General features: G+C 72.1%; 20 protein-coding genes. 12 read left to right on the top strand and 8 right to left on the bottom strand.

Translation table 11 applies throughout. From position 1 onward, the window contains the following. Window positions 1-44 precede the first annotated feature (44 nt). Window positions 45-1,031 carry a malate dehydrogenase gene (locus M8316_RS07265; protein WP_250053287.1) on the bottom strand — a complete coding sequence of 329 codons (987 nt, stop codon included), beginning with the start codon at window positions 1,029-1,031 and terminating at the stop codon, window positions 45-47. A 246-nt stretch (window positions 1,032-1,277) separates the two neighbouring features. Here M8316_RS07265 and M8316_RS07270 point away from each other — a divergent pair, with 246 nt between their 5' ends. The 7 genes from M8316_RS07270 (at window position 1,278) to M8316_RS07300 (ending at window position 9,409) form a co-directional block, all read left to right on the top strand. Next, window positions 1,278-2,006 carry a hypothetical protein gene (locus M8316_RS07270; protein ID WP_250053289.1) on the top strand — a complete coding sequence of 243 codons (729 nt, stop codon included), beginning with the start codon at window positions 1,278-1,280 and terminating at the stop codon, window positions 2,004-2,006. A gap of 85 nt (window positions 2,007-2,091) precedes the next feature. Continuing rightward, a complete protein-coding gene (locus M8316_RS07275) occupies window positions 2,092-4,302 on the top strand; it encodes an NADP-dependent isocitrate dehydrogenase (RefSeq protein ID WP_250053291.1) in 2,211 nt (736 codons plus the stop codon). After that, the gene (locus M8316_RS07280) at window positions 4,299-4,856 is read left to right on the top strand and encodes a hypothetical protein (RefSeq protein ID WP_250053292.1); all 558 of its coding nucleotides are present in this window, start codon (window positions 4,299-4,301) and stop codon (window positions 4,854-4,856) included. The genes M8316_RS07275 and M8316_RS07280 overlap by 4 nt, the downstream gene beginning before the upstream one ends. Before the next feature lie 423 nt (window positions 4,857-5,279). Next, entirely contained in the window at window positions 5,280-6,548 is a 1,269-nt protein-coding gene (locus M8316_RS07285) for an MFS transporter (protein WP_250053294.1), read from the top strand. A 147-nt stretch (window positions 6,549-6,695) separates the two neighbouring features. Further along, window positions 6,696-7,748: a tryptophan--tRNA ligase gene (trpS, locus tag M8316_RS07290; protein WP_250053295.1), complete on the top strand. Its 1,053-nt coding sequence runs from the start codon at window positions 6,696-6,698 to the stop codon at window positions 7,746-7,748. A gap of 18 nt (window positions 7,749-7,766) precedes the next feature. Continuing rightward, on the top strand, window positions 7,767-8,333 hold the full coding sequence (locus M8316_RS07295; protein WP_250053297.1) for a 2'-5' RNA ligase family protein: 567 nt from the start codon (window positions 7,767-7,769) through the stop codon (window positions 8,331-8,333). Next, on the top strand, window positions 8,330-9,409 hold the full coding sequence (locus M8316_RS07300; RefSeq protein WP_250053300.1) for a YihY/virulence factor BrkB family protein: 1,080 nt from the start codon (window positions 8,330-8,332) through the stop codon (window positions 9,407-9,409). Before M8316_RS07295 ends, M8316_RS07300 begins: the two co-directional genes overlap by 4 nt. A gap of 104 nt (window positions 9,410-9,513) precedes the next feature. On the opposite strand, the gene M8316_RS07305 is transcribed toward M8316_RS07300, so the two are convergent. The 3 genes from M8316_RS07305 to M8316_RS07315 are packed head-to-tail and all read right to left on the bottom strand — an operon-like array spanning window position 9,514 to window position 13,004. Then, window positions 9,514-10,257, bottom strand: a complete 744-nt coding sequence (locus tag M8316_RS07305) for a succinate dehydrogenase/fumarate reductase iron-sulfur subunit (RefSeq protein ID WP_250053302.1) — start codon at window positions 10,255-10,257, stop codon at window positions 9,514-9,516. After that, window positions 10,254-12,278, bottom strand: coding sequence for a fumarate reductase/succinate dehydrogenase flavoprotein subunit (locus tag M8316_RS07310; RefSeq protein ID WP_250053304.1), 2,025 nt, complete (start codon window positions 12,276-12,278; stop codon window positions 10,254-10,256). The genes M8316_RS07305 and M8316_RS07310 overlap by 4 nt, the downstream gene beginning before the upstream one ends. Before the next feature lie 24 nt (window positions 12,279-12,302). Then, complete coding sequence (locus tag M8316_RS07315) at window positions 12,303-13,004, bottom strand: succinate dehydrogenase cytochrome b subunit (RefSeq protein WP_250053306.1); 702 nt, start codon at window positions 13,002-13,004, stop codon at window positions 12,303-12,305. A 232-nt stretch (window positions 13,005-13,236) separates the two neighbouring features. On the opposite strand from M8316_RS07315, the gene M8316_RS07320 reads away from it, so the two are divergent. The 5 genes from M8316_RS07320 to M8316_RS07340 all read left to right on the top strand — a co-directional run bounded on the left by M8316_RS07320 (window position 13,237) and on the right by M8316_RS07340 (window position 20,340). Beyond that, on the top strand, window positions 13,237-15,033 hold the full coding sequence (locus tag M8316_RS07320; protein ID WP_250053309.1) for a methylmalonyl-CoA mutase family protein: 1,797 nt from the start codon (window positions 13,237-13,239) through the stop codon (window positions 15,031-15,033). 23 nt (window positions 15,034-15,056) lie between these two features. Beyond that, window positions 15,057-17,216, top strand: coding sequence for a methylmalonyl-CoA mutase (scpA, locus tag M8316_RS07325; RefSeq protein ID WP_372490565.1), 2,160 nt, complete (start codon window positions 15,057-15,059; stop codon window positions 17,214-17,216). Further along, window positions 17,216-18,274 (top strand): methylmalonyl Co-A mutase-associated GTPase MeaB, encoded by a 1,059-nt coding sequence (gene meaB, locus M8316_RS07330; protein WP_250053311.1) that lies wholly within the window; start codon window positions 17,216-17,218, stop codon window positions 18,272-18,274. The genes scpA and meaB overlap by 1 nt, the downstream gene beginning before the upstream one ends. Window positions 18,275-18,363: 89 nt before the next feature. Then, window positions 18,364-19,602, top strand: coding sequence for an amidohydrolase (locus tag M8316_RS07335; protein ID WP_250053313.1), 1,239 nt, complete (start codon window positions 18,364-18,366; stop codon window positions 19,600-19,602). 57 nt (window positions 19,603-19,659) lie between these two features. Next, entirely contained in the window at window positions 19,660-20,340 is a 681-nt protein-coding gene (locus tag M8316_RS07340) for a hypothetical protein (RefSeq protein ID WP_250053315.1), read from the top strand. Between the two features lie 92 nt (window positions 20,341-20,432). Here the strand turns inward: M8316_RS07340 and M8316_RS07345 are convergent, their stop codons facing one another. From M8316_RS07345 to M8316_RS07360, 4 genes are all read right to left on the bottom strand, one after another. Continuing rightward, a complete protein-coding gene (locus tag M8316_RS07345; protein ID WP_250053317.1) occupies window positions 20,433-21,758 on the bottom strand; it encodes an ABC transporter permease in 1,326 nt (441 codons plus the stop codon). Next, the gene (locus tag M8316_RS07350) at window positions 21,755-23,002 is read right to left on the bottom strand and encodes an ABC transporter permease (protein ID WP_250053319.1); all 1,248 of its coding nucleotides are present in this window, start codon (window positions 23,000-23,002) and stop codon (window positions 21,755-21,757) included. The genes M8316_RS07345 and M8316_RS07350 overlap by 4 nt, the downstream gene beginning before the upstream one ends. Continuing rightward, window positions 23,002-24,513 (bottom strand): ABC transporter ATP-binding protein, encoded by a 1,512-nt coding sequence (locus M8316_RS07355; RefSeq protein ID WP_250053321.1) that lies wholly within the window; start codon window positions 24,511-24,513, stop codon window positions 23,002-23,004. Before M8316_RS07355 ends, M8316_RS07350 begins: the two co-directional genes overlap by 1 nt. Window positions 24,514-24,633: 120 nt before the next feature. Continuing rightward, on the bottom strand, window positions 24,634-25,716 hold the full coding sequence (locus M8316_RS07360; RefSeq protein ID WP_250053365.1) for a BMP family lipoprotein: 1,083 nt from the start codon (window positions 25,714-25,716) through the stop codon (window positions 24,634-24,636). Window positions 25,717-25,822: the final 106 nt, after the last annotated feature.

Here is a 25,822-nt window from a genome sequence, read left to right on the forward strand (position 1 = left end):
CGAGGAGGGACGGGGCCCGTGGTGCGTGCGGGTGGGGCCGAGCCTCAGATCAGCCCGAGGCCGGTGACGGCCTCCTTCTCCTCGACCAGCTCGGCGGTCGTGGCGTCGATCTTCGAGCGCGAGAAGTCGTCGATCTCGAGGCCCTCCACGATGCTCCAGTCGCCGTCCTTCGTGGTGACCGGGAAGGAGGAGATGATGCCCTCGGGCACGCCGTACTCGCCGCGGGAGACGACGGCCATGGAGACCCAGTCGTCCTCGGCGGAGCCGTAGAGCCAGTCACGGGCGGCGTCGATGGTGGCCGAGGCCGCCGACGCGGCCGAGGACGAGCCCCGGGCCTCGATGATCGCGGCCCCGCGCTTGGCGACGGTGGGGATGAAGGTGTTCTCCAGCCAGTCCTGGTCGCCGACGGCCTCGGCGGCGTTCTTGCCGGCCACCTGGGCGTGGAACAGGTCGGGGTACTGGGTGGCCGAGTGGTTGCCCCAGATCGTCATCCTCGAGATGTCGGTGACGGGCGCACCGGTCTTGGCGGCCAGCTGGGAGATCGCGCGGTTGTGGTCCAGGCGGGTCAGCGCGGAGAAGCGCTCGGCCGGGATGTCGGGGGCGTTGCTCATCGCGATGAGGGCGTTGGTGTTCGCCGGGTTGCCGGTCACGCCGATGCGGACGTCGTCCGCGGCCACCTTGTTCAGCGCCTTGCCCTGAGCGGTGAAGATCGCGCCGTTGGCCTCGAGGAGGTCGCTGCGCTCCATGCCGGGGCCGCGCGGGCGCGCGCCGACGAGCAGCGCGAGGTTGACGCCGTCGAAGACGGTCTCCGCGTCGTCGCCGATCTGCACCCCGGCCAGGCCGGGGAACGCGCAGTCGTCGAGCTCCATGACGACGCCCTCGAGCGCCTTCAGGGCAGGGGTGATCTCCAGCAGCCGCAGCTCGATCGGGCGGCCGCCGGTGAGGGCGCCGCTCGCGAGGCGGAACAGGAGGCTGTAGCCGATCTGGCCGGCGGCACCGGTGACGGCGACCTTCAGCGGGGTGGTGCTCACGTCGTCTCCTCAAGTAGGCGTGACGGGCTTCTCGTCGCGGGCTCCCGTCGAGGTCCGGCCGCGCGCGGCGGCCGGGGCAGGAGCCTCGTGGCGAACCTAGCAGTGTGTGACCCGCGTCGCGTGTGCCGAAAGGTGTCTGTTCGCACACCACCGACCCTGGCGCACCCGCGCGGACGGGCACCCGGGTCGCCGGGCGCCCGCCCGGCCGGTCGGTGCCCGGGTTGGGCCTGCTGCGACGATGGGGTCGTGCGCCTCGTCCGGACCCGCCCCGCCGCCCGCGTCGGCACTCGCACAGGTCGTGCGCGCGCCACGGTGCTGGGCGCCGCGCCGGCCCTGCTGCTCCTCCTCGGCGGTTGCGCCTGGATGGAGCCCCCGCAGGTCGCGGAGGCCGGCGTCGACACCCTCACCTCGCCGCTGCCCGACCTGGGCTCGCGCGCGTGGGTCGAGGGCCTGACCCACCCCGACCTCGCCGTGCCGGCCGCCGGCACCACCTTCGACGACGGCTCCGTGCTCCGCCTCGCGGAGGGGACGACCGACGTCGACGGCGTCGCGGCCTCGGCGCTGGTGCGGACCGACGCCGACGGCGCCACCAGCACCACCTACCTGGCCCAGGACGCGAGCGGCAACGTCTGGTGGCTCGGCCAGGACGACTCCGAGGACGCGGCCGCCGACTGGCGGGCGGGGGAGGACGGTGCCGAGGCCGGCCTGCTGCTGCCGGCCGAGCCCCGCCGGGGTGACGGCTGGGCGACCGCCGGCGAGGCGGTGCCGGACGCCGGCGTGGCGACCGTCGTCAGCCTGGACGGCCAGGTCGTGCTCGCCGACGGCGCCTACTCGGGCGCCCTGGTCGTGCGCACCGTCAGCGACGGCGCGAGCACGACCTCCTACTACCTGCCGGGCACCGGCCTGGTCGCCTACACCGCCGGCTCGGACGTGGTCGGCGCCGTGGACCCGACCGGCTCGGGCCTGTCAGGCTGAGGCCGGACCCCGGTCCGCCCGGCCCGTCCGGTATCTTGACGTCAAGAAAGTTTCGCCCTCGATCGCTCCAGGAGCTGCCCGCACCATGGCCAAGATCATCTACACCCACACGGACGAGGCACCGCTCCTCGCGACCTACTCGTTCCTGCCGATCATCCAGGCCTACGCCGCGAAGGCCGGCGTGGACGTCGAGACCCGCGACATCTCGCTGGCCGGCCGCATCCTCGCCCAGTTCCCGGAGCACCTGACCGAGGAGCAGCGCATCGGCGACGCCCTCGCCGAGCTTGGCGAGCTGGCTACCAAGCCCGAGGCCAACATCATCAAGCTGCCGAACATCTCGGCCTCCGTCCCTCAGCTGAAGGCGTGCGTGAAGGAGCTCCAGGCCAAGGGCTACGCGATCCCGGACTACCCGGAGAACCCCACCACCGACGAGGAGAAGGCCGCCCGCGCCGCCTACGACAAGGTCAAGGGCTCGGCCGTGAACCCGGTCCTGCGCGAGGGCAACTCCGACCGTCGCGCGCCCGGCGCGGTGAAGAACTACGCCAAGAAGTACCCCCACCGCATGGGCACCTGGAGCGCCGACTCCAAGACCGACGTCGCCACCATGGGCGAGAACGACTTCTTCTCCAACGAGAAGTCCGTCGTGCTGGAGGCCGCCGACACCCTGACGGTGACGCACACCGGCGTCGACGGCACCGTGACGGTGCTCAAGGAGTCGATCCCGGTGGAGGCCGGCGAGGTCGTCGACGCCACCTACATGGACGTCGCCGCGCTGCGCCGCTTCCTGACCGAGCAGATCGCCCGCGCGAAGGCCGAGGACGTCCTCTTCTCCGTGCACCTCAAGGCCACGATGATGAAGGTCTCGGACCCGATCATCTTCGGCCACGTCGTGCAGGCGTTCTTCCCGACCCTGTTCGAGCAGTACGGCGAGCAGCTGGCCGCGGCCGGCGTCTCGGCCAACGACGGCCTCGGCGGCCTGCTGTCCGGCGTCGAGTCCCTGCCCGAGGGCGAGGCCATCAAGGCCGCCGTCACCGCCGGCCTGGCCGACGGCCCGCGCATGGCGATGGTCGACGACCGCAAGGGCATCACCAACCTGCACGTCCCCTCCGACGTCATCATCGACGCCTCGATGCCGGCGATGATCCGCATCGGCGGCCACATGTGGGGCCCCGACGGCAAGGAGGCCGACACCCTCGCCGTCATCCCCGACTCCTCCTACGCCGGCGTCTACTCGGCCGTCATCGACGACTGCAAGGCCCACGGCGCGCTCGACCCGGCCACCATGGGCTCGGTGCCGAACGTCGGCCTCATGGCCAAGAAGGCCGAGGAGTACGGCTCCCACGACAAGACCTTCGAGATCCCGGCCGCCGGCACGGTGACCGTCACCAACGCCGCGGGCGACGTGCTCATCTCCCACGACGTGCAGCCCGGCGACATCTGGCGCGCCTGCCAGACCAAGGACGCCCCGATCCGCGACTGGGTGAAGCTCGCCGTCACCCGCGCCCGGGCCACCGGCGACCCGGCCGTCTTCTGGCTGGACGAGGAGCGCGCGCACGACGCGAACCTCATCGCCAAGGTGAAGGAGTACCTGCCCGAGCACGACACCGAGGGTCTGACCATCGAGATCATGGCGCCGGCCGCGGCCTGCACCTACTCCCTCGAGCGCATCCGCCAGGGCAAGGACACCATCTCGGTGACCGGCAACGTCCTGCGCGACTACAACACCGACCTGTTCCCGATCCTCGAGGTCGGCACGTCGGCGAAGATGCTCTCCATCGTCCCGCTGATGAACGGCGGCGGCCTCTTCGAGACCGGCGCGGGCGGCTCCGCCCCCAAGCACGTCCAGCAGCTGCTCGAGGAGAACTACCTCCGGTGGGACAGCCTGGGTGAGTTCTTCGCCCTCGCCGCCTCGCTGGAGCACCTCGCCGGCTACGCCGACAACGCCGGCGCGAAGATCCTCGCCGACACCCTCGACGCCGCCACGGCCACGTTCCTGGAGAACGACAAGTCCCCGACGCGCAAGATCGGCGGCATCGACAACCGCGGGTCGCACTTCTACCTGGCCCTGTACTGGGCCCAGGAGATGGCGAAGCAGACCGCGGACCCGGCCCTGGCCGAGGTCTTCGCCCCGCTGGCCGCCACCATGGCCGAGCAGGAGGAGACCATCGTGTCCGAGCTCAACGGCGTCCAGGGCAAGCCGGCCGACGTGGGTGGCTACTACCAGCCCGTCGACGAGAAGGCCGACGACGTGATGCGCCCCTCCGCGACGCTGAACGCCGCGCTCGCCGCGCTGTGAGCACCTCCGACGACGACCGCTCCTCCGGCCCCGCGCAGGGGCCGGAGGGCACCGGGCACGACTCGGCGACCGCCATCGCCGAGGGCTGGGACGGCCGGGCCATGAGCACCCGCGGCTACGTGATCATGGCGCTGATCCCGTTCCTCGGTGCGGCGCTCCTGTTCGGCCTCGTCGCGCTCAACGCGCAGCGCACCGGCACGGGCGAGGGCACCTCCGTGCGGCTGCCCACCAACAGCTGGCTCCCGGGCCAGGCGGTCGGTGCGTCCCCGGTCGCCGGTGAGCTCGTGGCCGGCGAGGGTGGGTGCGTCTACCTCGACGCCACCGACGGCACCCGGGTGTGGCCCGTGTGGCCGGCCGGATGGACGGCCCAGGAGTCCGAGAGCGGCGTCATCAGCCTCTACGACGACACCAGCAGCCTCGTGGCCCGCACCGGGACGTCCATCACGGCCTCCGGCGAGACGACCACCGACACCGACTACACGGGCACCGCGGCCTGCGCCGCCGGCGCGGACAGCGTGCAGCTGATCGAGTCCGAGGTCGTGCCGGTGGGCTGAGCCCCCGGCGGCGGCACCCCCCCCAGCAGCGCCGCCCGGCGCACGACGTCCCACGGCCCCGGTCGACCACACGGTCGGCCGGGGCCGCGGCGTTCCGGAGGTGGCCCGGTGGGGCGCAGACCGTCATGTGTCTGAAGACACGGCGTTCAGGAATAGCGGTAAACCAGCCCGGCGTTGGACAGTGGACGCACGGCAGTACGGCTGCCCGTTGCCCGAGGCGCCTCACGCGTCCCGGCGACCACCTCTCGCAGCACCCGCACGACCCCCCCCGCCCGGCACCCCCGTGACGACCGCGCCCCGGCGCACCGCACGGGCCGGGCGCAGCACTGCCCGCACCACGGCCGGCACCGCCGGCCCGCACGACCACCGACCACGCCGGCCTCCGGGCCGGTCCCCACGCGCCCCTCCAGGAGGTGTTTCGTCATGTCGCTCGCCGACGTCCGCACCGAAGACCCCACGCCCACCGGTTCCTTCCCTGTCGTGGCCGCCGACCAGCGGCCCGGCCTGCGCTTCTGGATCGCCGTGCTCGCGCTCGGCACCGGTGGCTTCGCCATCGGCGTCACCGAGTTCGTGGCGATGGGCCTGCTGCCCGAGGTCTCCGCCGGCCTGGGGATCTCGATCTCCCAGGGTGGCCACCTCATCTCCCTCTACGCCGCCGGCGTCGTCGTCGGTGCGCCGCTCATCGCCGCGCTGGGCGCCAAGCTGCCGCGTCGCGGCCTGCTGGTCGGGCTCATGGCCTTCTACGGCCTGGTCAACCTGGCCTCGGCCTCGGTCACCGACTACCGGCTCCTGGCGGTGCTGCGCTTCCTCGACGGGCTGCCGCACGGCGCCTACTTCGGCCTGGCCGCGCTCGTCGCGGCGTCGATGGTCGCCCCCAACCGCCGCGGCTTCGCGCTGTCGATGGTGATGATGGGCATCCCGCTGGCCAACGTCGTCGGCGTGCCGCTGACCACCCTCGTCGGCCAGCAGCTGGGTTGGCGCTGGGCCTACGTGGTCGTCGGCGTGCTCTCGCTCGTCACCGTCGTCCTCGTCCTGCTGGCCGTGCCGCGCATGCCGGGCGACCGCACCGCCACCAGCCGCCGCGAGATCAGCGGCCTGCGCCAGCCGCAGCTCTGGTTCGCCGTCCTCGCCGCCGGCGGCGGCTTCGGCGGCATGTTCGCCCTCATCTCCTACATCTCCCCGCTCACGCAGGACGTCGGCGGCCTCGGCGAGAGCGCCGTCGCGGTGTTCCTCTTCGTGCTGGGCATCGGCATGGTCGTCGGCAACATGCTCGCCGGTCGCCTGTGCGACTGGTCGGTGGAGAACAGCCTGCGCCTGGGCTCGGTCGGCCTGGCGGTCTCCCTGCTGGCCTACTTCGTCCTGGCCCCCACCGGCTGGGGCGCGCTCGTGGCCGCCTTCACCACCACGGTGACGGGCTCGGTGCTGGCGCTGGGCTTCCAGATGCGCCTGATCGACGCGGCGGGGGAGTCCCAGACCCTCGGCGCCGCCCTGAGCCACTCCGCCCTCAACATCGGCAACGGCCTCGGCGCCTGGGTCGGCGGCGCCGTGATCGCCGCGGGCTGGGGCTTCCGCTCCCCGCTGCTGGTCGGTGCGCTGCTGGCCGTCTTCGGTCTCACCGTCGTCGTCCTGGCCGCGCGTGCCCGTTCCGCCGGGCAGGCCCCGGGGGCCGTCGAGACCTCCGCCCTGGTCTGACCCGGGCACCGCGCACCACCCGCGGGCGCGTCCCCGGCCGCACGGCCCGGGACGCGCCCGCGGCCCGTTCCGGACCCGGGGCCACCCGGACCGGGGCACCCGGACCCGGAGGCGGGCGAGCGGGCCGGATCGGACAGAATGGGGCCCATGGCAACGACGCAGCCCCAGGTCGAGGTCCCGGCCGCCACGGGAGGCGCGCGACCCCGCGTCCTCTCCGGCATCCAGCCGACCGCCGACTCGTTCCACTTCGGCAACTACCTCGGGGCGCTGCGCCAGTGGGTCGACCTCCAGCGCGACCACCAGCCGTTCTTCTTCATCGCCGACCTGCACGCCATCACCGTGGAGCAGGACCCCAAGGTGCTGCGCGAGCGGGCGCTGCGCTCGGCCGCCCAGCTGCTGGCCATGGGCATCGACCCCGAGCGGTCCGCGATCTTCATCCAGTCGCACGTGCCGGAGCACGCCCAGCTCGGCTGGGTGCTCCAGTGCCTCACAGGCTTCGGCGAGGCCCGCCGGATGACGCAGTTCAAGGACAAGTCCGCCAAGGGCGGCGAGGGCGCGGCCAGCGTCGGCCTCTTCACCTACCCGGTGCTCCAGGCGGCCGACATCCTGCTCTACCGCCCGCACTACGTGCCGGTCGGCGAGGACCAGCGCCAGCACCTGGAGCTGACCCGCGACCTCGCCCAGCGCTTCAACAGCCGCTACAAGAAGACCTTCCGGCTCCCCGAGCCCTACATCCTCAAGGCCACCGCGAAGATCACGGACCTCCAGGAGCCCACGGCGAAGATGTCGAAGTCGGCCTCCTCTCCGGCGGGCATCATCGAGATGCTGGACGAGCCGGCGCGCTCGGCCAAGAAGATCCGCTCGGCCGTCACCGACTCCGAGGCGGAGATCCGCTTCGACCCCGAGGCCAAGCCGGGGGTCAGCAACCTGCTCACCATCTACTCCGCGCTCACCGCCCGCAGCGTCACCGACCTCGTCGAGGAGTACGCCGGCAAGGGGTACGGCGACCTGAAGAAGGACCTCGCCGACGTCGTGGTCGACTTCGTGACGCCGTTCCGCGACCGCACGCTGGAGCTGCTCGACGACCAGGCGTACCTCACCGAGGTCCTGCGCCGCGGCGCCGAGCAGGCCCGCGAGGTGGCCGCGGCCACGCTGCGCGACGTCTACTCCCGGGTGGGTTTCGTCGCCCCTCCGGCGTAGAACAGTAGGGACGTGCCCATGCCCACCATCGGAGTCGCGATCGCCGTGCCCGAGCCCTGGGCCAGTCAGCTCCAGGGTTTCCGCACCGATCTCGGCGACCCCTCCGCGTCCCTGATCCCCACCCACATCACCGTCGTGCCGCCCACCGAGGTGCCCGAGGGCGACCTGCCGGCCGTCAGCGAGCACCTGGACGCGGCCGCGGCCAGCGTCGAGGCCTTCGACGTGCACCTGCTCAGCACCGGCACCTTCCGGCCCGTCTCGCCCGTCGTGTTCGTCGCGCTCGAGGACGGGGCGGAGAGCTGCGGCCGGCTCCAGGCCGCGGCCCGCTCCGGCCCCCTGGACGTGCCGCTGGACTACCCGTACCACCCGCACGTGACCGTGGCGCACCACCTCGACGACGAGCGGCTGGACGCCGCCGCGGCCGACCTGGCCGACTTCGAGGCCACCTTCACCGTCGACTCCCTGGCGCTGTGGGTGCACGACGCGGACCGGGGCTGGCAGACGGCCGCGGAGTTCGCGCTGGCCACGACGGGCCCCACGACGGGCCCCACGACAGGCCCCACGACGGGGGAGGAGCGCGCATGAGCACCGTGTCGAACGTCAAGGACAGGGCGTCCCAGGGAGTCACCGAGGTGCGCGATCGCGCCCCGTGGCTCGACCACCTGATCCGGATGCAGCAGCACTACGGCAACACCTACGCCGCCCAGCAGGCCGGGGCGATCACCTACTTCGCGTTCCTGTCCTTCTTCCCGGTGCTGGCGATCGCGTTCTTCGTCGTCGGCCTGGTCTCCAACATCTGGCCGAACGCCAACGAGGCCCTGCGCGACGCGATCTCGGCGATGTTCCCCGAGATCATCGGCCCCAACGAGGGGGACCTCCAGCTCAGCGACTTCCGCACCTTCTCCGGCCTCGCCGGCGTGCTGGGCTTCGTCGCGGTCCTCTACTCCGGGCTCGGGTGGATCTCCGCCCTGCGCCGTGCCCTGGGCGCGGTCTTCGAGCAGTCCGACGACGAGCGGCTGGGGTTCGTCCCCGGCAAGCTGCGCGACCTGGCGACGCTGACCCTCCTCGGGCTCACCCTCCTGCTCACCGTGGCGCTCAGCGGCGTCCTGAGCCGCTACGCCCCCGCGATCCTGGGGTTCTTCGAGCTCGACGAGGAGCTCGGCGGGCTCGTCTCCGTGCTCACCTACGTGCTCAGCATGGCGGCGAACGTCGCCCTGTTCTTCTGGATGTTCCGGCTGCTCGGTGGGCACGAGGTGCCGAACCGGTCGCTCGTCGGCGGCGCGGTGCTGGGCGCCGTCCTCTTCGAGGTCCTCAAGCAGCTGGCTGCCCAGGTCATCGGCCTCACGGAGGGCCAGCCCGCCTTCCAGGCGTTCGGCCTCGCCCTCGTGGTGCTGGTGTGGATCAACTACTTCAGCAGGCTGGTCCTCTACGCCGCGTGCTGGGCGTGGACGACGGAGCAGGCCCAGGAGGCCCGTGCGGAGCTCGAGGAGCCCGCGGGGGAGCCGGTGCAGGGCCCGCCGCTGCCCAGCGGCGACGCGAGCCCCGTGCTGGCCGCGGCCGAGGAACCCCGCGGCGGGGGCTGGCGGGCGCCGTTCGCTGCCGGCTCCGCCGTGGCGCTGGCCGCGGTCGCGCTGACGCGTCGTCTCCGTTCCGGCGAGTAGGCCCGGGCAACCACCGAGCCCCCGGACGCCCTCCGGACGCACGAGAGCCCCTCACCCGCGCAGCGGGGGAGGGGCTCTCGTCAGCCTGAGTCAGTGGCGGTGGGTCAGTGACCGTTCTTCAGCGCGGTGCGCAGGTCCTTGTTCAGCTGGGAGATCACGTCGAGCGGGATCTCCTTCGGGCAGGCGCTGGCGCACTCGCCGATGTTGGTGCAGCCGCCGAAGCCCTCGGCGTCGTGCTGGCCGACCATGGAGACCACGCGGTCCCAGCGCTCCGGCTGGCCCTGCGGCAGCTCACCGAGGTGGGTGATCTTCGCGCCGAGGAACAGCGAGGCGGAGCCGTTGGGGCAGGCCGCGACGCAGGCGCCGCAGCCGATGCACGTGGCGGTGTTGAAGGCACGCATCGCCTTGTCGCGGGGCGCCGGCACCGAGTTGGCCTCGGGGGCGGAGCCGGTGTTCGCGGAGACGTAGCCGCCGGACTGGATGATCCGGTCGAAGGCGGAGCGGTCGACCATCAGGTCCTTGACCACCGGGAAGGCCCCGGCACGCCACGGCTCGATGGTGATGGTGTCGCCGTCGTTGAACGAGCGCATGTGCAGCTGGCAGGTCGTGGTGACCTCCGGCCCGTGCGCCTCGCCGTTGATCATCAGCGAGCACGCGCCGCAGATGCCCTCGCGGCAGTCGTGGTCGAAGGTGACGGGGTCCTCGCCCTTGGCGTTGAGGTCCTCGTTCAGGACGTCGAGCATCTCCAGGAAGGACATGTCCTCGGAGACCGAGTCCAGCTGGTAGGTCTTGAGCGCGCCCGTCGCGGTCGCGTTCGCCTGCCGCCAGATCTTGAGGGTGAGTCTCACTTGTAGCTCCGCTGCTTCATCTCGATGGCGGTGTAGATCAGGTCTTCCTTGTGCAGGACCGGCTGGCCGCCGTCCCCGCCGAACTCCCACGCGGCGACGTAGGCGAACTCGTCGTCGTGACGCAGCGCCTCGCCCTCCTCGGTCTGGGACTCGGCGCGGAAGTGCCCGCCGCAGGACTCGCGCCGGTTCAGCGCGTCGATGCACATCAGCTCGCCGAGCTCCAGGAAGTCGGCGACGCGGCCGGCCTTCTCGAGGCTCTGGTTGAGGCTGTCGGCGGTGCCCAGCACCTTGAGGTTGGACCAGAAGTCGGCCTTGAGCTCGCGGATCTGGTCGATCGCCTTGCGCAGGCCCTCCTCGGTGCGCTCCATGCCGCAGTACTCCCACATGATGTGGCCCAGCTCCTTGTGGTAGCTGTCCACGCTGCGGGTGCCGTTGATCGACAGGAACGTCGAGACGCGCTGCTCGACCGACTCGCGGGCCTCGACGACGGCCGGGTGGCTCTCGTCGATCTTGTCGAACGGGGCGTCCGCGAGGTACTCGCGGATCGTGTTCGGCAGGACGAAGTAGCCGTCCGCCAGGCCCTGCATGAGCGCCGAGGCGCCCAGGCGGTTGGCGCCGTGGTCGGAGAAGTTCGCCTCGCCGGCCACGAACAGGCCCGGCAGGTTCGACTGGAGGTCGTAGTCCACCCAGAGGCCGCCCATGACGTAGTGCACCGCGGGGTAGATCCGCATCGGCGTCTCGTACGGGTTCTCGCCGGTGATCCGGGCGTACATGTCGAAGAGGTTGTCGTACTTCTCCTTCACGCCGTCGATGCCCATGCGGGAGATCGCGTCGGTGAAGTCGAGGTAGACGCCGCGGCGGAAGTCGCCGACCAGCGGGCCGACGCCGCGACCCTCGTCGCAGACGTTCTTGGCCTGGCGGGAGGCGATGTCGCGGGGGACCAGGTTGCCGAAGGAGGGGTAGATCCGCTCCAGGTAGTAGTCGCGGTCCTCCTCGGGGATGTCGCGCGGGTCCTTGTCGCAGTCCTCGCGGTTCTTCGGCACCCAGATGCGGCCGTCGTTGCGCAGCGACTCCGACATCAGGGTCAGCTTCGACTGGTGGTCGCCGGAGACCGGGATGCAGGTCGGGTGGATCTGCGTGTAGCAGGGGTTGGCCATGTAGGCGCCCTTGCGGTGCGCGCGCCACGACGCGGTGACGTTGGAGCCCATCGCGTTGGTGGAGAGGAAGAAGACGTTGCCGTAGCCGCCGGAGGCGATGACGACGGCGTCGGCGAGGTGGGTCTCGATCTCACCGGTGACCAGGTCGCGGGCGATGATGCCGCGGGCCTTGCCGTCGACCATGATCAGCTCGAGCATCTCGTGGCGGGTGAACTCCTCCACGGTGCCGGCGGCGATCTGGCGCTCGAGGGCCTGGTAGGCGCCGATCAGCAGCTGCTGACCCGTCTGGCCGCGGGCGTAGAACGTCCGGGAGACCTGCACGCCGCCGAACGAGCGGTTGTCGAGCAGGCCGGCGTAGTCGCGGGCGAACGGGACGCCCTGCGCGACGCACTGGTCGATGATGTTCGCGCTGACCTCGGCCAGGCGGTAGACGTTCGACTCCCGCGAGCGGTAGTCGCCACCCTTCACGGTGTCGTAGAAGAGGCGGTAGACGGAGTCGCCGTCCTCCTTGTAGTTCTTCGCCGCGTTGATGCCGCCCTGGGCGGCGATCGAGTGGGCGCGACGCGGGGAGTCCTGGTAGCAGAACGACTTCACGTGGAAGCCGGCCTCACCCATGGTCGCGGCCGCGGCGCCACCGGCCAGGCCGGTGCCGACGATGATGACGCTCATCTTGCGGCGGTTGGCCGGGTTGACCAGCCGGTTGTTCATCTTGTGCGTGGTCCAGCGGTCCTTGATCAGACCGGCCGGCGCCTTGGTGTCGGCGATCGGCTCGCCCGGCGTGTAGTAGCCGCGGGCGTCGTCGGAGGTCTGGTGCGGGGGCTGGGTCAGCTGCGTGAGACCGCTGACGTCGGCGTTGGAAGCCATGTGAGGTGTCCTCTCAGCGGGGGGTCAGTAGGTGATCACGCCGAAGAGCGTGAACAGCGGCACGAGGGAGAACCCGCCGGCGATGACGACGGCCACGACCCAGCCCGCGATCTTGGCGCGCTTGCGCGCCACCGGGGAGGTGGTGAAGCCCAGCGTCTGCATGGCGCTCCAGGTGCCGTGGTGCAGGTGCATGCCCAGGGCGGCCATGGCGATCAGGTAGATGATCGTCAGCCACCAGGTGGAGAAGGAGTCCACGACCAGCTGGTAGGGGTTGTTGGTCTCGCCCCCGGTCACGTTGACCTTGCCGATGGTGAAGTTCAGCAGGTGCCAGATGATGAAGGCCAGCAGCGTGATGCCGCCCCACCGCATCGTCCGCGAGGAGAGCGAGGAGTGGACGTTCTTCTTCACCGCGTACTTGACCCGGCGCGCCTCGTTCGACCGACGCCACAGCTTCGCCGCGCTGTAGACGTGGGCGACCAGCGACACGATCAGCAGGATGCGGATCACCCACAGCGCGCCGCTGTAGGGGAGCATCGGCTCGCCCAGCGTGCGCAGGTGCTCGGCGTACTCGTTGAAGGCCACCTCCCCCGCGAACGCGTGCAGGTTGCCGTACATGTGCAGCAGCGTGAAGGCGATGAAGATCAGCCCGCTGCCGGCCATGACGATCTTGAGCGTGATCATCGAGCGCGACGCACGCGCTCCTCGTACGAGAGTCGGTGTTGCCACGGCCGGTAGGTTACCTCTCCCGCGACGTGGCGCTCACCACGGCCTGTGTGACAAACGCCTCTGCCGTGGCGGCCCTGGGCGGGGTTGACCTCCCGGGCGTCCCGGCGTCCGGCCCCGGCGACGGGGTCGGAGGTCCTGCCGGGCCCGGACCTCCCTCACCAGCGGGCGCAAGCGTCCGTCGAGCAGATCACACCGGGTGGCGGGCGTCACTGCCCCGGCCTAGGGTCCCCTCATGAGCAGTCCCCGCCCCACCGACGGCCCTGACCAGGGCACCCTCGCGCTCGCGACCCCCGAGGACGAGCGGCCGGTCGCGGCCTGGGAGGCGGCCGCCGCCGCCGTCCTGCGCAAGGCCCGTCGGCTCGGCGAGGACGACGCCGACGGCCTGGTCTGGCAGAAGCTGACCCGACGGACGCTGGACGGCGTCGGGGTGACGCCGCTGGGCACCGCGGCCTCGGTCGCGGAGCTCCCGGAGCGGGAGCGGCCGAGGGTCGCCCGCGGCTGGGACGTGCGCGGGCTGGTCGAGCCGATGCCGGCCGACCTCGCCAGGGAGACCGCGCTGGCGGACCTCGACGGCGGCACCACCTCGGTGTGGCTGCAGCTCGACGAGGAGACGGCCACCGGCGAGGACCTGACCGACGAGCTGGCCGAGCGCCTGGACGGCGTCCTGCTCGACCTGGCCGGCGTCGTGCTCGACGCCCCGGCCGCCCCCCTCGCGGCGGCCGACGCCTTCCTCTCCGTGCTGGGCTCCTCCCTGGAGGAGGGTGTCCTGCCCGCCCGCGGCACCAACCTCGGCTGCCCGGCCGACGCCGACGCCGACGCGCTGGTCGCGGTGGCCCGCCTGGCCCAGAGCGCCGGTGTCGCCGGCGTGGTGGTGGACGGCACCGCGGTCCACGACCGGGGCGCCTCCGACGGCACGGAGCTGGCCCACGTCCTGGCCTCCGGGGTGCGGGTGCTGCGGGTGCTCGAGGCGGGTGGCCTCCCGCCGCTGGTGGCGTCGACGCTGATCGAGCTCCGGGTCGCCGTCACCGACGAGCAGCTCGCCTCGGTCGCCAAGGTGCGGGCTCTGCGTCGGCTCTGGGACCGGGTGCTGGAGGTGAGCACGGGGCACGCCGGCGTGGGGTCGCGCATCCACGCGGTCACGAGCCGGCCGATGATGACGCGCTACGACTCCTACACGAACATGCTGCGCACCACGGTCGCCGCGTTCTCCGCAGGCGTCGGCGGGGCGGACGCCGTCACCGTGCTGCCCTTCGACGCCCCGCTGGGCCGCTCGGAGTCCTTCGGTCGTCGCATCGCGCGCAACACCTCCCACCTGCTGGTCGAGGAGTCGCACGTCGCCCGGGTCGCCGACCCCGCCGGCGGCTCGTACGCGATCGAGCGGCTGACCCACGACCTCGCCGAGGCCGCGTGGGCGCTGTTCATCGACCTCGACACCCCCGACGGCCCGGACCTCGGGCTCCTGGAGGAGCGCATCGCCGCGACGGTGGCCGAGCGCGACGCCCAGGTCGCCACCCGGAGGCGTCCGGTCACCGGCGTCTCGGAGTTCCCGAACCTGGCCGAGGACCTGCCCGTGCGGGAGCCGTCGGCCGCGTTCGAGGACGTCGTCGGCTGGGCCCGGGCCTACGAGGCGATGCGAGACGAGCCGCCGGCCAGGCACGCCTTCCTGGCCACCCTCGGCCCGGTCGCCCAGCACACGGCCCGCGCCACGTTCGCCACGAACCTGCTGGCCGCCGGCGGGATCGCCGTCGACGTCGCCGGCGCCACCACCGGCCCCGACGACCTGGTCGCGGCCTGGGACGGCCAGCCCGTCGTCGTCCTCGCCGGCAGCGACCCGACCTACGAGGAGTGGGGCGCCGCCGCGGCCGAGGCCCTGCGTGCCGCCGGCGCCACCCGCGTGGTGGTCGCCGGCAAGCCGGCCGACCACGCCGACGACTCCTGCGCCATGGGCGTGGACGCGCTCGCGTTCCTGACCCGCACCAGAGCGGCTCTCGGGGCCGCGCTCGAGAGCACCGAGGGGGAGTCGCTGTGAGCGTCCCGACCAGCTTCACCGGCCTGCCGCTGACCGCCGCGCCGGGCGACGAGGGCACCAGCCCCGACTGGACCATGGGCTGGGGCCAGGACGAGACCTGGACCAGCCCCGAGGGGATCGAGGTCAAGCAGTCCTACGGGCCCGCCGACCTCGAGGGCCTGGACGCGCTCGACACCCTGCCGGGGCTCAGCCCGTTCCTGCGGGGGCCCTACCCGACGATGTACACCACCCAGCCGTGGACGATCCGGCAGTACGCGGGCTTCTCCACCGCCGAGGCGTCCAACGCCTTCTACCGACGCAACCTGGCGGCCGGCCAGAAGGGCCTCTCGGTCGCCTTCGACCTGGCCACCCACCGCGGCTACGACTCCGACCACCCGCGCGTGCGCGGCGACGTCGGCATGGCGGGCGTGGCCATCGACTCCATCTACGACGCACGCACCCTGTTCGACGGCATCCCGCTGGACAAGATGTCGGTCTCGATGACGATGAACGGCGCCGTGCTGCCCGTCCTCGCGCTCTACATCGCGGCGGCCGAGGAGCAGGGGGTGAAGCCGGAGCAGCTGAGCGGGACCATCCAGAACGACATCCTCAAGGAGTTCATGGTCCGCAACACCTACATCTACCCGCCGGCGCCGAGCATGCGGATCATCTCCGACATCTTCGCGTTCACCGCCGCACGGATGCCACGGTTCAACTCCATCTCGATCTCCGGCTACCACATGCAGGAGGCCGGGGCGACCAACGACCTCGAGCTCGCCTACACGCTGGCCGACGGCGTCGAGTACATCCGCGCCGGCCTCGAGGCCGGCCTCGACATCGACGCCTTCGCTCCGCGGCTGTCCTTCTTCTGGGCCATCGGGATGAACTTCTTCTCCGAGGTCGCGAAGATGCGCGCCGCCCGCGCGCTCTGGGCGCGGCTCGTGCGCCAGTTCGACCCGCAGAACCCCAAGTCGCTCTCGCTGCGCACGCACAGCCAGACCTCCGGCTGGTCGCTGACCGCCCAGGACGTGTTCAACAACGTGGGACGCACCTGCATCGAGGCGATGGCGGCGACCCAGGGCCACACGCAGTCGCTGCACACCAACGCCCTGGACGAGGCGATCGCGCTGCCGACCGACTTCTCCGCGCGCATCGCCCGCAACACCCAGCTGCTGCTGCAGCAGGAGTCCGGCACCACCGGCACCATCGATCCCTGGGGCGGCTCCTACTACGTCGAGCGGCTCACCCACGACCTCGCCGAGAAGGCCTGGGCCCACATCATGGAGGCCGAGGCCGCCGGCGGCATGGCCGCCGCGATCGAGCAGGGCATCCCGAAGATGCGCATCGAGGAGGCAGCCGCCCGCACCCAGGCGCGCATCGACTCCGGCGCCCAGAAGGTCATCGGGGTCAACACCTTCCGCCCGGCCGCCGAGGACCACCTCGACGTCCTGCGCGTCGACAACGACGAGGTCTACCGCGCCCAGGTCGCCAAGCTCGAGCGGCTGCGCGCCGAGCGGGACGCGGGCGAGGTCGCCGCGGCGCTGGAGAAGATCACGAACGCGGCCGAGCAGGGCGCCGGGTCGGGCCTGGAGGGCAACCTCCTGGGCCTGGCGGTCGACGCCGCGCGGGCCAAGGCGACCGTCGGGGAGATCTCGGACGCCCTGGAGAAGGTCTACGGGCGCCACCAGGCCGTCATCCGTACGATCTCCGGCGTGTACCGCGACACTGCTGCCGAGGGCGAGGGCGGGTCCGCCGTCACCCGCGTCCTGGCCGAGACCGAGGAGTTCGCCGAGGCCGAGGGGCGCCGCCCCCGCATCCTCGTGGCCAAGATGGGCCAGGACGGGCACGACCGCGGCCAGAAGGTGATCGTCTCGGCCTTCGCCGACATGGGCTTCGACGTCGACGTCGGGCCGCTGTTCTCCACCCCCGAGGAGGTCGCGCAGCAGGCCGTCGACAACGACGTGCACATCGTCGGCGTCTCCTCGCTCGCCGCCGGCCACCTCGCGCTGCTCCCCGCGCTGCGGCAGGCGCTGGCGGAGCAGGGGCGTGAGGACATCATGGTCGTCATCGGCGGCGTCATCCCGCCCGACGACGTCCCCACGCTCAAGCAGATGGGCGCGGCCGAGGTGTTCCTGCCGGGCACGGTGATCGCAGAGTCCGCGCTGTCGCTGCTCGCCGGCCTGCGCGAGCAGCTCGGGCACTGATGCCGGGCTCGCCCGAGCTCCCGCACACCGACGCGGGCACCGGCGCGGACCTCGACGAGCGCTCCGCCGCCCGCGTGGACGCCCTCGTGGAGGGCGTGCGCGCCGGGCGACGCGCCCAGGTGGCGCAGGCCATCACACTGGTGGAGTCGACGCGGCCCCAGCACCGGGCGATGGCGCGGGTGCTGCTGACCCGGGTGGCCGACCTGGCGGCGGGGCCCGGCGTCGTGCGCGTCGGCATCTCCGGCGTCCCCGGCGTCGGCAAGTCCACCTTCATCGAGGGCCTCGGGGTGCGGCTGACGCAGGCCGGCCACCGGGTCGGGGTGCTGGCCGTGGACCCCTCGTCCGTGCGCACCGGCGGCTCCGTGCTCGGCGACAAGACGCGGATGGGCCGTCTCGCCTCCGAGCCCGCCGCGTTCATCCGCCCCTCCCCGTCGGCGGGCACGCTGGGCGGCGTCGCGCGCGCCACGGTGCAGGCGATGACCGTGCTGGAGGCCGCGGGCTTCGACGTGGTGCTCGTGGAGACCGTCGGCGTGGGCCAGAGCGAGGTGACGGTGGCCGGGATGGTCGACACGTTCCTCTTCCTCACGCTGGCTCGCACCGGCGACCAGCTCCAGGGGATCAAGAAGGGCATCCTCGAGATCGCCGACGTCATCGCCGTCAACAAGGCCGACGGCGACCGGGCGGTCGAGGCCCGCGCCGCCGCCCGCGACCTGGCCGGCGCACTGCGCATGGTGCGCGGTCACGACGAGTGGGCGCCGCCGGTGGTGACCTGCTCCGGGCTGCACGGGGACGGCGTCGAGGACCTCTGGCAGCGGGTGCAGGCGCACCGGGAGCACCTCGGCGAGGCCGGCCTGGGCGCCAAGCGCGCCGAGCAGCAGCTGGACTTCACCTGGGCCCTGGTGCGCGACGAGCTCGACCAGCGGCTGCGGCTCTCGCCCGGCGTCCGGGCGGTGCGGGACGAGGTGCGCGCCGCCGTCCTCGCCGGAGAGCTGCCCGCGACCGTGGCCGCCGACCGGCTGCTGGCGGCCTTCGACGCGGCCCCGACCGGGTCTTCGTGACCGCCCCCGCCCGGTGCGGTCCGCCGTGCCGGCGCGTGGGCCGCCCGGACGGGTGCCCACGGCTCCGTCCCGCCTAGGATGAGACCGCCATGCCGAGTCTTCCCGCCCTGCCGTCCCCGACCGCCGCGATCCTCACCGAGGTCGTCGACCAGCGGACGGCGGACCTGGTGGCGCTGCGCCGCGAGCTGCACGCGCACCCGGAGGTCTCCTGGGCCGAGGAGCAGACCACCGAGCGGCTCGTGGCCGCGGTGACCTCCCTGGGCTGGCGCACGCAGCGCCTGGCCCGGTCCGGCTTCGTGGCCGACCTCGGGGACGCCGGGCCGCTCGTCGCGCTGCGCACGGACATCGACGCGCTGCCGGTGCAGGAGGTCTCCGACGTCCCCTTCGCCAGCACCGTGCCCGGCGTCGCCCACGCCTGCGGGCACGACGTGCACATGACGGCGGTCGTCGGGGCCGCGGCCGCGCTGACCGAGGTGCACCGCGCCGGCCTGCTGCCGGGGCGGGTGCGGCTGGTCTTCCAGCCGGCCGAGGAGGTCATGCCCGGGGGCGCCCTCGAGGTGCTCTCGGAGGGACACCTCGACGAGGTCGAGCGGATCTTCGCGCTGCACTGCGACCCGGTGGTCGAGGTGGGTCGGGTCGCGCTGCGCTCGGGCGCGCTGACCAGCGCGGCCGACAAGATCGAGATCCGGCTGGAGGGCACCGGCGGCCACACCTCCCGCCCGCACCTCACCGGGGACCTGACCTTCGCGCTGGCCAAGCTCGTCACCGAGCTGCCCGCCGTGCTCTCGCGGCGGCTGGACCCCCGCGCGGGGGTCTCGGTGGTGTGGGGCGTGGTCCGCTCCGGCTCGGCGGTCAACGTCATCCCGCGCGACGGCCTGCTCGCCGGCACCATCCGCATCCTCGACCGCGAGACCTGGCACTCCTGCGAGGACATGGTCCGCGAGCTGGTCCCGCAGATCGTGCGGCCCTACGGCGTCACCGCCCACCTCGACTACCAGCGGGGCGTGGCGCCCGTGGTCAACGACCCCGCCGCCCACGCCGCGCTCGCCGCAACCGCCGCCGCCCTGCTCGGCCCCGGCCACGCCGACCAGGCCGTGCAGAGCCTCGGCGGCGAGGACTTCGGCTGGTACACCGACACCGTGCCGGGCGCGATGTTCCGGCTCGGCACGCGGACGCCCGGAGGCCGGGTCTACGACCTGCACCAGGGCGACCTCGTCGTCGACGAGGCCGCCATCGGCGTGGGCGCGCGGATGCTCGCGGGCGCAGCACTCACCTCGCTCACCTCGCTCACCTCGCTCGCGGCGCCCGGTGGGGCAACGGGTGTTTAGTCCTTCCTGACGCGGGCACCGTGGCTGGGTCGGATCACTCCTCGGGAAGGACGACCTGTGCGACGCCACTCCCAGCGGCGCCCCCGCGCGCGCGTCGCGGCACCGGCACTGGTGCTCGCCGCGCTCCTGGCCACCGCGGGCTGCGCGGACGACGGCGGTGCCACCGAGGAGATCGAGCTCGACGCATCCCCCAGTGCGGCCGCGCCCGATGATCCGGACGCCTCGGCCGGCGCCGACGCCGGCGCGACGGACGGCTCGAAAGACGGCGCGGACCGGACCGTGCCGCGCGACCCCCGCGACGGTGAGCTGATCGCCGGGCGGGAGCCGCGGCGCCTCGACGCCGAGCAACGCGCCGTCCTCGACGTGCACCTGGCCTACTGGGACGAGCGGCTGCGCTCGTTCCGCACCCAGCGCGTCGACCAGGGCCGCGTCCACGAGCTGGCCACCGGTGCGGCCGCCGCGTTCGTCGTCTCCTACAGCCGCGAGCTGGCCCGCCAGGGCCACGACCAGATGGGCGGGGCAATCCTGGGAGTGCGCCGGGTCAGCGTCACCGGCGACCGGGCCCGCGTCCTGACCTGCTTCCGCAACAGCGCGGTCGACGTGGACGCGCGCACGCGCAAGCCGGTCGAGCCCGCCGTCGCATTCGCCCAGACCACCGACCTCCTGGTCCGCGAGGGTCCGGACTGGCGCGTCACCTCCACCACCCTGACGAGCAACGACCCGTGCGAGTACCGGTGAGCCCTCGCTGGACGCAGTGAGGGCCGGTCCTCCCCGCGGGGAGGACCGGCCCTCGTGCTGCGTGGGACGGCCGTGCGGCCGCCCGAGGAGTGCTAGCCGAGCTTGTACGGCTGCCCGGACGCCGCGGGCGGCCGGGAGTGCCCGACCAGGCCGGCGACGGCGAACAGCGTCACCACGTAGGGCAGCATCAGCATGAACTGGCTGGGCACCGGCGAGCCGATGACCGACAGGGTGCCCTGGAGCTGGGAGGCGAAGCCGAACAGCAGGGCGGCCAGCGTGGCCCGGATGGGGTCCCACTTGCCGAAGATGACCGCCGCCAGGGCGATGTAGCCCGCGCCGCCGGTCATCTCCCGGTTGAACTGCGAGACGGCCACCAGCGTGTACGAGGCGCCGCCCAGGCCGGCGATGGCGCCCGCGAGCAGCACGGTGCGGAACCGGGTGCGGTTCACCTTGATGCCCACGGTGTCGGCGGCCTTCGGGTGCTCGCCGACGGCCCGCAGCCGCAGGCCCCACCGGGTGCGCCACAGCGCGAAGGTCACCAGTGCCACGGCCACGTAGAGCGCGTAGACGAGCAGGGTCTGCCGGAACAGCACCGGACCGATGAGCGGGATGTCGCCCAGGATCGGGATGTCGATGGCGCGGAACCGCGGCGGCGAGTTCAGCGTGGCCGCGTTGGGCGCGAGCACCTGGCTGAACATGAAGCTCGTGACGCCGATGACCAGCACGTTGAGCACGACACCGACGATCACCTGCTCGACGAAGTAGCGGACCGCGAACACGGCCAGCAGCACCGCGACGAGCATGCCCGCGAACGCGGCACCCGCCGAGGCGACGATCGCGCCGGTGAAGTCACCGGCGCTCTCGCCCAGCGCGGAGACCAGCGGGGGAGCGGCCAGGGAACCGACGATGGCTGCGGCGAACGCGCCGAAGAGCAGCTGCCCCTCGATCGCGATGTTCACGACGCCCGCCCGCTCGCCGAGCACGCCGCCCAGGGCGCCGAAGACGAGCGGGACGGCCAGGGCCAGCGAGCCGGACAGCAGGCCGACCATGGGGATGGTGCCGTCCGCGGCGGCCCAGGCCAGGAACGCCAGGAGACCGACCACGGCGTACAGCGCCGTCTCCCACATCGGGGTGCGGTGCCCGGTGAGCTGCCGGCGCCAGGAGTCGACGGAGACCAGGGCCATCACGACGATCCCGATCCACGCGGTCAGCTCCGCGGGGACGACCACGTCGGGCAGCTGGAAGAGGTCCTTGCCGGTGGCCAGGCGGAACGTGGTGTCGCCGTCCTGGGCGCCCAGGGCCACGGCCAGCGCGAGGGCCACCGTGATCACCGTGAGGATCACCGGGACCTTGCGCGGGACGATCTCGACCCGGTCCGGCGACGCGACCGGCGCGGAGGCGGGGGCGGTGGTGCTCATGCGGCCTCCTTCGTGGGCAGGCGGAAGACGGCCCGCACGAGGGGCGGAGCCGCGAGGAACAGGACGATGAGGGACTGCACGACCAGCACGATGTCGACCGGGATGCCCTCCGAGGCCTGCATCAGGAAGCCGCCGGACTTGAAGGCGCCGAAGAGCAGGCCCGCGAAGAAGATGCCGATCGGCCGCGAGCGCCCGAGGAGGGCCACGGTGATGGCGTCGAAGCCGATGCCGGAGTCCAGGTCGAGGGCGACGCCACTGGTGACGGTGCCCAGCACCTGGTTCACGCCGGCCAGGCCCACGAGGGCACCGGCGATCAGCATCGCGGCCACGTAGGTGCGGCCGACGTCGATGCCGGCGGTGCGGGCGGCGTGCGGGTTCTCGCCCACCGCGCGGAACCGGTAGCCCAGCGCCGAGCGGTTCAGCAGCCACCAGCAGAAGGCGACGGCCGCGACGGCGAGCAGGAAGCCGGCGTGCAGGTTGAAGCGGTCCCCGAGCAGGTCGGGGAGGATCGCGGTGTCCTGCGCGGGCGCCGACTTCGGGTTCGACGAGCCGGGCTGCTGGAGCAGGCCCTGCCGCGAGAGCGCGAAGAACAGCAGGTAGTAGCCGACGTAGTTGAGCATGATCGTGACGATCACCTCGTGCGCGCCGGTGCGCGCCTTGAGCAGGCCCGCGAGCCCGGCCCACAGGGCACCGGCCAGGGCGCCCACGATGATCGCCAGCGGCAGGTGGATCCAGATGGTCAGCGAGGAGAGCGACTCCGAGAGCGCGATCCAGCCGGCGGCGCCGCCGGCCAGCAGCATCTGGCCCTGGCCACCGATGTTGAACATGCCGGCCCGGAAGGCCAGGCCGACGCCGAGGCCCGCGAGGATCAGCGGTGCCGCGTACTTCAGGGTCTCGGTCAAGGGTCGGATGCCGGAGAGGAAGTCGTCCGCGTTGGTGTTGTAGACCGACCCGCGGAACAGCGCCGAGTACGCCCCCTCGATCGCGTTCCAGGACGCGGCGAAGAAGTCGCTGGGGCGCGCACCGATGTAGCCGAAGGTCGTGCGGACCTCCTCGTCGGTGAACAGGATCATCAGCGAGCCGACCAGGACGGCCAGGATGATCGCGCCCACCGCGACCAGCGCGTTGCCCTGGGTGATGGAGCGCAGCACGGTGTGCCAGTAGTTGTGCTGCTCCGGCGGCGTCGGCTGCTCGCTCTCCGGGGGAGGGGAGGCCTGGGCGGTGGCGGCGTCGTCGTCGCTCATCAGGCCACCCCCGCCGGACGCTCACCGGTCATCATCAGCCCGAGCACGTCGCGCGGGGTGTCCGCGGGGACGATGCCGACGATCTGACCTCGGTACACGACCATGATCCTGTCTGCGAGGGCCACGACCTCGTCGAGCTCGGTCGAGACGACCACGACGGGTACGCCGGCGTCTCGCGTGGCGATGATCTGCTTGTGGATGAACTCGATCGAGCCGACGTCCACGCCGCGGGTGGGTTGCGCGGCCACGAGGAGCCGCAGGTCCTTCGACAGCTCGCGAGCCACGACGACCTTCTGCTGGTTGCCGCCCGAGAGGTTGCCCGCCTGCGTGGTGATGCCGGGGGCGCGGACGTCGTACTCCTCGAGCTTGGCCTGGGCGAAGGCGTCCAGGTCGGCCCGGCGCACGGTGCCGGCGCTCACGAACGGGCCGGAGAAGCTGCGGTCGAGCATGAGGTTCTCGGCGATGGTGAAGGAGCTGACCAGGCCGTCGACCTGGCGGTCCTCGGGCACGAAGCCCACGCCGGAGTCGAGCACCTGGCGCACGTTGCGGCCGACGAGCTCCTTGCCGTCCAGCGTGATGGACCCGGCCACGTGCTCCTGGAGGCCCATGAGCGCCTCGGTGAGCTCGGTCTGCCCGTTGCCCTGCACGCCGGCCACGCACAGCACCTCGCCGGCGCGCACGGTGAAGGTCATGCCGTTGACGTGGGCGAGGCCGGTGTCGTCGCGGACCACGAGGTCGGAGACCACGAGCGCGTCGTCCCCGAGGGTCGGGGCGTCCTTCTGGACGGTCAGCTCGACGGCGCGACCCACCATGAGCGAGGCCAGCTCGGTGTTGCTGGCGGTCGGCTCGGCCTCGCCGACGACCTTGCCGAGGCGGATGACCGTGATCCGGTCCGCCACCTCGCGCACCTCGCGGAGCTTGTGGGTGATGAAGACGATCCCGACCCCGGAGGACTTGAGCTGGCGCATGATGCCCATCAGCTCGTCGGTCTCCTGCGGGGTGAGCACCGCGGTCGGCTCGTCGAAGACGAGGACCTTCGCGTCGCGGGAGAGCGCCTTGATGATCTCGACGCGCTGCTGGACGCCGACGGGGAGGTCCTCGACGACGGCGTCGGGGTCGACGTGGAAGCCGAACCGTGCCGAGATCTCGCGGACCTTCTCGCGGGCGGCCTCCAGGTCGAGCTTCCCGGCGAAGCCGGTCTGCTCGTTGCCCAGCACGACGTTCTCCGCGACGGTGAAGACCGGCACCAGCATGAAGTGCTGGTGGACCATGCCGATGCCCGAGGCGATCGCGTCACCGGGGCCGGCGAAGCTCTGCACCTCCCCGTCCAGGACGATCTCGCCCTCGTCGGCCTGGTAGAGGCCGTAGAGGACGTTCATCAGCGTCGACTTGCCGGCGCCGTTCTCGCCGAGGAGGCAGTGCACCTCCCCGGGCTCGACGGTCAGGGAGATGTGGTCGTTGGCGACGAGCGCTCCGAAGCGCTTGGTGATGTTGCGCAGTGCCAGCTGCATGCTCGCGATCCTAGGGAACGAGGCGGGAGCGCACGAGACCAGCACGCGCCCGAGGGGGGCCGACCACGTGGTCGACCCCCCTCGGTGCCGTGGCCTCGGGCGTGCCCGGGGCGGACGGGCTCAGTTCAGGTAGGACGTGACGGGGATGGACCCGTCGATGATGCCGGCGGTGATGTCGTCCAGCTCGCCCTGGAGGGAGTCGGAGACCTCGCCCTCGTAGTCGTGGAAGGACGCGATGCCGACACCGTCGTTGTCGAGCGTGCCGACGTAGGCCTCGGCGTCGAAGTCCTCGTCCGCGACGGACATGACGGCCTCGTAGGTCGAGAGCTTCATGTTCTTCAGGATCGAGGTGAAGACGACGTCCTGGCTGTTCGGGTCGGACTCGTACAGGTCGGCGTCCGTGCCGATCATGACGGCGTCGGAGCCGGAGTCGGCGATCGCGGTGAGCGCGCCCTGGTAGATCGGACCACCGACGGGGAGGATGACGTCCGCGCCCTGGTCGAGGATCTGCTGGGCGGTGTTGGTGGCCTTCTGGTTGGCGGAGAAGCCGCCGGTGAAGCTGCCGGTCGAGCCGTCCCAGCCGACGACCTGGACGTCGGCGCCCTTCTGCTCGTTGTAGTACTGCACGCCCTGGTAGTAGCCGTCCATGAAGATGGTCACGGTCGGGTACTCGGCGCCGCCGTAGGTGCCGACGGTGCCGGTCTTGGAGAAGTCGGCGGCGGCGTAGCCGGCCAGGAACGCGGCCTGGGCGGTGTCGTAGAGGAGCGGCTTGATGTTGTCCGCGTCCTTGGTGCCGTCGAAGTCGTTGTCGGCCTGGTCGTCGATGAGGACGTAGGGCAGGTCCGGGTTCGCCGTGGCGGACTCGACGGTCGCGGCGGAGAGCGCGAAGCCGACGGAGACGATGACGTCGCAGCCCTCGGCCACGAGGCTCTCCATGTTGGGGGCGTAGTCCGACTCCGAGTTGGACTCGACGGCCTTGAAGTCGGCACCGAGCTCGTCGGCGGCCTGCTGGACGCCTTCGTAGGAGAGCTGGTTGAACGACTTGTCGTCGAAGCCGCCCGCGTCGGAGACGATGCAGGGGAGGAAGTCCGAGGTGGTCTCGCCACTGTCGGAGCTGGTCGTCTCGTCGGGAGCCTCGCCGCAGGACGTGAGCGCCAGGCTGGCCGCGACGGCCAGGGAGAGGCCGAGACCGGCCTTCCGCATCTTCTTCACTTCGATTCCTCCATCAGGATGTGTGGGTGGCCCCGCGTCCGGCTGGGGGCATCGGTGGGACGTTAACGGAAACTTCAGGTTCGACCCCCGTTTGTCG

The sequence above is a fragment of the Nocardioides bruguierae genome, from assembly GCF_023554635.1.
Lineage (GTDB): Bacteria > Actinomycetota > Actinomycetes > Propionibacteriales > Nocardioidaceae > Nocardioides > Nocardioides bruguierae.

Coding starts and splice junctions, on each gene's coding strand:
- M8316_RS07285 (WP_250053294.1), top strand. CDS start 5,280: ATGTCGCTCGCCGACGTCCGCACCGAAGACCCCACGCCCACCGGTTCC.
- M8316_RS07275 (WP_250053291.1), top strand. CDS start 2,092: ATGGCCAAGATCATCTACACCCACACGGACGAGGCACCGCTCCTCGCG.
- M8316_RS07335 (WP_250053313.1), top strand. CDS start 18,364: ATGCCGAGTCTTCCCGCCCTGCCGTCCCCGACCGCCGCGATCCTCACC.
- M8316_RS07360 (WP_250053365.1), bottom strand. CDS start 25,716: ATGCGGAAGGCCGGTCTCGGCCTCTCCCTGGCCGTCGCGGCCAGCCTG.
- trpS (WP_250053295.1), top strand. CDS start 6,696: ATGGCAACGACGCAGCCCCAGGTCGAGGTCCCGGCCGCCACGGGAGGC.
- M8316_RS07355 (WP_250053321.1), bottom strand. CDS start 24,513: ATGCAGCTGGCACTGCGCAACATCACCAAGCGCTTCGGAGCGCTCGTC.
- M8316_RS07350 (WP_250053319.1), bottom strand. CDS start 23,002: ATGAGCGACGACGACGCCGCCACCGCCCAGGCCTCCCCTCCCCCGGAG.
- M8316_RS07345 (WP_250053317.1), bottom strand. CDS start 21,758: ATGAGCACCACCGCCCCCGCCTCCGCGCCGGTCGCGTCGCCGGACCGG.
- M8316_RS07320 (WP_250053309.1), top strand. CDS start 13,237: ATGAGCAGTCCCCGCCCCACCGACGGCCCTGACCAGGGCACCCTCGCG.
- M8316_RS07310 (WP_250053304.1), bottom strand. CDS start 12,278: ATGGCTTCCAACGCCGACGTCAGCGGTCTCACGCAGCTGACCCAGCCC.
- meaB (WP_250053311.1), top strand. CDS start 17,216: ATGCCGGGCTCGCCCGAGCTCCCGCACACCGACGCGGGCACCGGCGCG.
- M8316_RS07295 (WP_250053297.1), top strand. CDS start 7,767: ATGCCCACCATCGGAGTCGCGATCGCCGTGCCCGAGCCCTGGGCCAGT.
- M8316_RS07300 (WP_250053300.1), top strand. CDS start 8,330: ATGAGCACCGTGTCGAACGTCAAGGACAGGGCGTCCCAGGGAGTCACC.